This window comes from Aeromonas sp. PrichA-15, from assembly GCF_017939245.1.
Taxonomy (GTDB): Bacteria; Pseudomonadota; Gammaproteobacteria; order Enterobacterales; family Aeromonadaceae; genus Aeromonas; species Aeromonas caviae.
Genome location: NZ_JAGKRH010000355.1, coordinates 2,536 through 4,920 on the forward strand (window position 1 = coordinate 2,536; position 2,385 = coordinate 4,920).

Below are 2,385 nucleotides of genomic sequence, written 5' to 3' on the forward strand. Positions count from 1 at the left end.
CTCCGCCATTTTCTCCTGATAGGCTGGGTCTTTTATCCGCAAGGTCGGCACGGGCCTTCGCCAGACAATGCCCATACGCGGTAACCATCGACGGAGCGTGGAGGCTGCCATATTGAGGCCTGTTAACCGATTGATTTTGATAGCCAATAGTTCGGTACACCAGCGGCTGCGCTGATAACCAAAATCTTGCGGAGAAAACTGCATGAGCAGCACCAGTAAAGTGACAATCTTGGCAACAGGTAAGACTGGGGCACGGCCAGCCGGTAAGGCTTCTAGCGCATCTATGCCTTCATCTCGATACCATCGAAGCCAACGGCCGATGGTCGAGCGAGCAGCGCCGGTAAGGTGATGAACATCAGTGACCGTGCGTCCTTCATGTAACAGCAAGATGGCCATCAAGCGACGAGCATGCCCTTTATCACGGGTGGCATGGATGATTTTGTGAATGCGGCGCCGTTGTGGTCGTGGCAGGGGTGGTAGGATAGGCATCAACTCAGTCCTTTGGGTGTGGCTTGTTTTGTTTGGCGACTAATGAGATCGCACAAACTGGACTGAGTTCCCTTCCTCCAGTGATCTACTATTCGGAACAGCTATTTAGTTCACTGATCAAGTCCGTCACCCGATGCAGCTCTCCTTTGCGTACTATCCAGGCTGACATCGGTCTGGGAACGGGATGTAATCGGCCCATTAGTGACCAAGCCTGATATTGCCGGGGCTCCAGTGTTTCTAATTTTGCCAGGATGTCTGCCCCAAACAGACAATGCCCACCTCCTTCTCCTTGGTTTTTAAGTACCCAACTATTGGAGGGCGCAGCTTTTACAAAGTGGAGGCTATCAGGGGTCACAGGATGCATTTCACCCAACACGCCTCTTACCGTGTCAGCCTCTTGCGGGGTCAAGCCAAATGCAGCGAATCCCTCTTCTCCCAAACGTGACAGCAGCATTTGTACTCGCTTGCTGGTCGCCAATTGCTGGGCGACCGTGGCATTGACGGCGACTCTATGTCGCTCAATCACCACACGGGTCGCCATCAGCGCCTGGCAACATCTCTGCTCTTTGAGGTCTGTCGCCTCATAATCTGAATATTGGTATCCGGCCCGCAGGTAGACGGTATCGAGGGAGCCGACACCATCGAGGAGCAGTCTGTTGTTAGCGCCCGTGCTCAGTTGATTATGAAGTTCACGAAAGGTTCTGCGCTGCGTCTCAATCCCTTTGCGCTGGAGTGCCAGCTCAAGCAGGTGTTGATCAAACACATTGTTTTCATGTTCCTGCACAATCATCAGAAACCTTGCCGGGCCGGGGTCGCCAAACTCACGCTTGATCTTGAAGGTGGCCTCGGCAATGCCTGCTGACAATCCTTCAATGGCATGATTACTGACAAGTTCACCCATTGCCTGATGCGGCTCTTGCATGTACGCAGCAGGCCATTGCCGTTGCAGATAGCGGTGCAGTTCATGTATCCGCTGACCAAATGGCCCCATACCTGCGGCGATACCATTGAACTCGATCAGCTTGTGGCCATCGCGCTGGTCGTCCATAAAGTCGCTGCGCATGATGAGTAATGGCAGCCGGGGTGGCTTGGTGGCTGATGAGTGTATCTGTTGGTGCATGCTGAGCAGGGCTGAAAAGAAGGGATCGCCCGCCGTAATGGGATGAATGGCATCATGTAAAAAGCCATGATCCTCTGAGACGGCATAAATCAGTTTGCTTAGGAAGGTGCGAATAAGCGGGGAAATTCTTCTCGGCTGACTCAGTCATTTCATTTTTTCAGTTTGAGCCGATCTTTTCTCCCGTAAATGCCTTGAATCAGCCTATTTAGACCGTTTCTTCGCCATTTAAGGCGTCCTGATTACCCATGATTAGCAGTCAGTTACCACGAACTATACTGATCTTACGTACAGTTATCGAGGTGCGAGATCATGGCCAAAAGCAAAATCCAATTCCAGAAAGGCTACAGCCTGTTTGAGTTTCTCAAGGACTATGGCACTGAGGCTCAGTGCGAAAACGCGCTGTTCACTTGGCGTTTTCCTAACGGCTTTGTCTGCCCTGAATGTGCCAACAAGACCTGTTGTCGCCTGAGAAGGCGGCCACGTGTGTGGCAATGCAATCACTGCCGTCACCAGATGTCATTGACTGGAAACACGATTTTCGCAAACACCAAGCTCCCACTGACCAAGTGGTTTCTGGCAATGCACCTGTTGTCACAAACCAAAACAGGCTTGTCAGCGATGGAGCTAAAACGCCAGTTGGGCGTCAAATATGACACCGCCTGGATGCTCAAGCACAAGCTGCTGCAAGCCATGAAAGAGTCCGATGACAAGCAGCCCATCAGCGGCATCATTCAGCTCGATGATGTCTACTGGGGTGGCGAGCGCCGTGGTGGCAA

Annotated in this window: 1 protein-coding gene and 2 pseudogenes; 1 reads left to right on the plus strand and 2 read right to left on the minus strand. The window is 52.2% G+C overall.

Going from position 1 to position 2,385, the window contains the following annotated elements; all coding sequences use genetic code 11:
• Together J9889_RS24385 and J9889_RS23175 are read right to left on the minus strand one after the other, a co-directional pair.
• A pseudogene (locus tag J9889_RS24385) lies at positions 1-489 on the minus strand (IS630-like element ISAhy2 family transposase); the annotation flags it as partial.
• 88 nt (positions 490-577) lie between these two features.
• Positions 578-1,753, minus strand: coding sequence for a glutathione synthase (locus tag J9889_RS23175; RefSeq protein WP_282597966.1), 1,176 nt, complete (start codon positions 1,751-1,753; stop codon positions 578-580).
• A gap of 165 nt (positions 1,754-1,918) precedes the next feature.
• Between J9889_RS23175 and J9889_RS23180 the strand changes: the two are divergent.
• Positions 1,919-2,385: pseudogene (locus J9889_RS23180) on the plus strand (IS1595-like element ISKpn3 family transposase); the annotation flags it as partial.